The 3,979-nt window shown below is 39.5% G+C and carries 4 protein-coding genes; 3 read left to right on the forward strand and 1 reads right to left on the reverse strand.

The window, feature by feature from the left end:
* A partial coding sequence (locus tag ACEW8O_RS13820; protein WP_373495214.1) for an alpha-L-fucosidase occupies positions 1-1,341 on the reverse strand: 1,341 nt, incomplete at its 3' end.
* Positions 1,342-1,499: 158 nt separating this feature from the next.
* Between ACEW8O_RS13820 and ACEW8O_RS13825 the strand changes: the two genes are divergently transcribed.
* The 3 genes from ACEW8O_RS13825 (at position 1,500) to ACEW8O_RS13835 (ending at position 3,938) form a co-directional block, all read left to right on the forward strand.
* Positions 1,500-2,696 carry a serine hydrolase domain-containing protein gene (locus ACEW8O_RS13825; RefSeq protein ID WP_373495215.1) on the forward strand — a complete coding sequence of 399 codons (1,197 nt, stop codon included), beginning with the start codon at positions 1,500-1,502 and terminating at the stop codon, positions 2,694-2,696.
* Positions 2,697-2,809: 113 nt separating this feature from the next.
* Positions 2,810-3,262: a hypothetical protein gene (locus ACEW8O_RS13830; protein WP_373495216.1), complete on the forward strand. Its 453-nt coding sequence runs from the start codon at positions 2,810-2,812 to the stop codon at positions 3,260-3,262.
* 118 nt (positions 3,263-3,380) lie between these two features.
* Positions 3,381-3,938, forward strand: coding sequence for an RNA polymerase sigma factor (locus ACEW8O_RS13835; RefSeq protein WP_373495217.1), 558 nt, complete (start codon positions 3,381-3,383; stop codon positions 3,936-3,938).
* Positions 3,939-3,979 lie beyond the last annotated feature (41 nt).

The following is a 3,979-nucleotide window of genomic DNA, read 5'->3' on the forward strand; positions in this document are numbered from 1 at the left end:
CAGTATTCTTTTCACGCCCACAGTGGTCCCTTCCGCGACCAACTCCCAACCGTTTTCTGTTTTGGCTTCAAGCTTAAATGCTTTTATCCTTTGGCCAAGTGGATAATACTCCTGTGCCATAAATCGGTTGATGGTAGTGACTTCAGGCAATTTAATCAGGATTTCATTTTGTATAACTCCATTTTCCGCTGCCCAATAAGTTTCTTTAATTCCATCAGCCACTTGATCGATTCCAAAATTCCTTCCCCGAGAATTGCTGGCAGTGAGTTTGGCTTTTTTGATCAGGTTATCCGCAAAATCCTCTTGGATTTTATTGGATAACTTAATGATCTGCTCAGCATCTTTTTCGTGGATCAGACCTCTTCTGTCTACAGGGAAATTGATCAGAAGTGAACTATTCTGACCAATGCTTTTATAATAAATATCCAAAAGCTGAGGTAAAGTTTTGACTTTATGGTCTTCATAAGCATGGTAGTACCAACCTGGCCGGATGGAAACATCTGCCTCAGCCGGTACCCAATGGGTTCCGTTTTCCTGACCCCTGGCATACAGCTCTGAATATTCCGGCATCCCTGCATAGACCGAATCCCGAAGCAGGTTGGACCAAGTGGTTTCATAAGCAAATCCATGTTCATTCCCCACCCATCGGACATCCGGTCCCGCATCTCCAAAGATGACCGCAGCGGGTTGCAGTTCCCTGACCAATGCAAAAGTGTCTTCCCAATCATAATAGGATTTTTTATCCACCCTTCGGGTTTCATTGGCTCCTCCATAATAGCCATCACCTCCATTGGCCCCATCAAACCAAACTTCAAATATCTCCCCATAATTGGTCAACAATTCGGTGAGTTGGTTCCTCATGTAGGTAATGTATGCCGGTTTTCCATAATCTGCGTGGTTGCGGTCCCAAGGGGAATAGTAGATCCCGAATTTTAATCCAAATTCTGCACAAGCTTCTGCCAATTCTTTGATCAAATCCCCTTTACCATTTTTCCAAGGAGAATTTTTTACCGAATGCTCTGTATATTTTGAAGGCCAAAGACAAAATCCATCATGGTGTTTGGCTGTGATGATAATTCCTTTCATTCCTGCATCTTTGACCACTTTGGCCCATTGTCGGGTATCCAATTCGGTTGGATTAAATTGAGAAGGATTTTCATCCCCCATGCCCCATTCCATATCAGAGAATGTGTTCATATTAAAATGGACAAAACCGTAGTATTCCAGTTCATGCCATGCCAATTGCCTGGATGATGGAATGGGATGGATGGGTGCAGGAGGGTCGATATCTTTGCCCTGACAAGCAAGGAGAATAAAAAGGGGGAGGAGATATTTTTTCATATTCAGGTTTGAAAAGTCAAAATAACAATTCAATAAAGTTGTTCCTAAATCAAATGATTTTCAGGTTATAAAAGTAAAATAAAATATTTCCTAAATACCTGATGACAATTGGAATTTATTTCGATGATGGTATGAATACATTATTAAACCAAAACCCCATGAGAACATTGTCTAAACCATTCTTAATCCTTTTGACGGTCAGCCTATTTTTTTGGTCCTGTTCTGATGACAAGGATACCAATCCCGGACCTCAGCTACCTGTAGGCCAAGTTGATATTGCTGTGATTGACAACCAAATCTCGCAGTTTATGTCCAAATGGGAATATCCCGGTGCAACCCTCGCCATAAGCAAAAACGGCAAATTGGTCTATTCCAAAGCCTATGGATTGGCCGATGTGGAAGCCAACCAAACCATGACCACGGACCACCGCATGAGAATTGCCAGTATATCCAAAACATTCACGGGAGTAGCTATTCTCCGATTGGTTCAAGAGGGTAAATTAGGTCTGGATGATAAGGTATTTGGGGGTGGTGGAATATTGGCAAATGATTTTGGCACAAAGGCATACAGTGAAAGGGTAAAAAATGTAACCATCAGGCATCTCCTGCATATGACTACAGGAGGATGGGTGACGGCCAATGACAGGGATGCTATAGACAGCAATCCCAACTTGAATAACAAGCAGTTTTTTGACTGGATGATGGACAATGCCTTGCTCAAATATGCTCCGGGGACACAATATTGGTACATCAATACCAATTATTTTGTAGCTGCAAGGGTGATAGAAAAAATAAGTGGAAAGTCCTTCTTTCAATTTATGAAGGATGATTTTTTGGATCCACTTGGGATAAATTCAGCTATTATGGCAAAAAGAAATGTAGCGGATAGATTTCCCAACGAGGTAAAATATTACGGCATAGGTAATATCAAAGGGTATGAATATGGATTCAATATTGAAAGACGGGATGGTGATGGGGGAATGGTAATTTCAGCCAAAGATCTGTTAAAATTTATATTGGCCATCAACAATAGACCTGGAAGGCAACAGATTTTGGAGGGTCCCATTTATGAAGAATTTGTTAAGGGTTCCGGTCCCAGCCCCTTGAATAATTCCTTTGGTCTTGGAATTACCCGAAGTCAAAATGGTATTAGCTTCAGCGGTGCCCTACCCGGAACACGCACTGTATTCCAAACCAACAATAACACAGGACTAGCGGCTGTGCTCTTATTTAATGGTTGCGTGGATTACACCAATGCCACAATATGGAATAGCTTCAACCAAGAATTTTTTGCCTTGGCCAATGCATTGGTTTCCCAAAACGCCAATGTATATCAGGATATCGATCAGTTTTAGACCTTAAGGGTGAATTTTTTTGAAAGTAAATGGCCAAAGAAATTTGGTCATTTTTTTTTGATGACATTTTATTGATGTATCCGATGTATGGTTATAAATCAACAATTCAAAAAATGAAACACTTATCAAAAGTATTAGCCTTTCTCATGATAATCCTTGTCTCCTTTTCGTGTAGTGAAACTGAAGAGCCTAACGAAGATCTGCTTAGCGCAAAAGTTTTCAGAGTACCCTTTGAGGGGACTATCCCGGTAATAGAAAATAGTGACGGTACCTTTAACATTTCCAATGCAAGATTTGAAGCCGGATTTCCCGAAAGAGACAATGTCAATGGGTATGAAATAAAGGTTGTGAAGGAAGATGGAACTTTTGGAAGTACGAATGTGAGAAGGGCCAATCAGTTGGACAAAAGGGGTGACGATTTATTCTTCGTCGTATTGATTGGTTCACCCTATGCGGGCCTCGGAGTTTCAGCTGGAGTGAAAGACCAAATGTATCAAACCTTTCAAACGCAGCTTCAAAATGCAAAAACCAACTATAAAGAAATAGAGGTGACTGTTCTTGAATAATGACTATTTCAAGTCATCAATTAAATAGTACAATTAATCAGGTAAAATAAAATAATTTAAAAAAACAAAAATTTGGGGTAAAAAACATTTAATTGTATATTTCTGTAATTTTCATACCATGCAGCAATATACTTTTCGAAAACTCACCCAAATTGAAATCCTTGAGGGAATCAAAAACAATGATTCTGATATTCTTCATGGAGTCTATCAGGATCAATATCCAAAAGTAGAAAAATATGTCCTTTCCAATAATGGGACTCGTCAGGAAGCAAAGGATATATTTCAGGAGACCTTTGTGGCAGTTTGGAAAAGCATTAAAAATAATCGGTTTACGCCTGAAAACGGAACTGCCCTAAACGGGTATTTATACCAAATAGCAAAAAACAAATGGCTTGATCATCTCAGGTCACCAAAGTATAAAAAGACAGTGCATCTCGAAAATTTCTATGAAAAAGAGGAAGAAGTCAATGATGAAAAGGAACTCCAATTAAAGCAAATTGAAGTATCGTTCAAAAATCTGGGAAAAAACTGCAAGGAATTACTGACCCGGTTTTATTACAAAAAAGAAAGTATGTCAATGATTGCCTCAGCCTTTGATTGGACAGAGGCTACAGCGAGAAACAACAAGTACAGGTGTATTCAGCGACTAAAAGAAATGCTCATTACGAAAGAATAAAGAACCCAAATTGGAAAATAACAACCATATATCGCAAGAGG

The sequence above is a fragment of the Aquiflexum sp. genome, from assembly GCF_041749095.1.
Classification (GTDB): Bacteria; Bacteroidota; Bacteroidia; order Cytophagales; family Cyclobacteriaceae; genus Aquiflexum.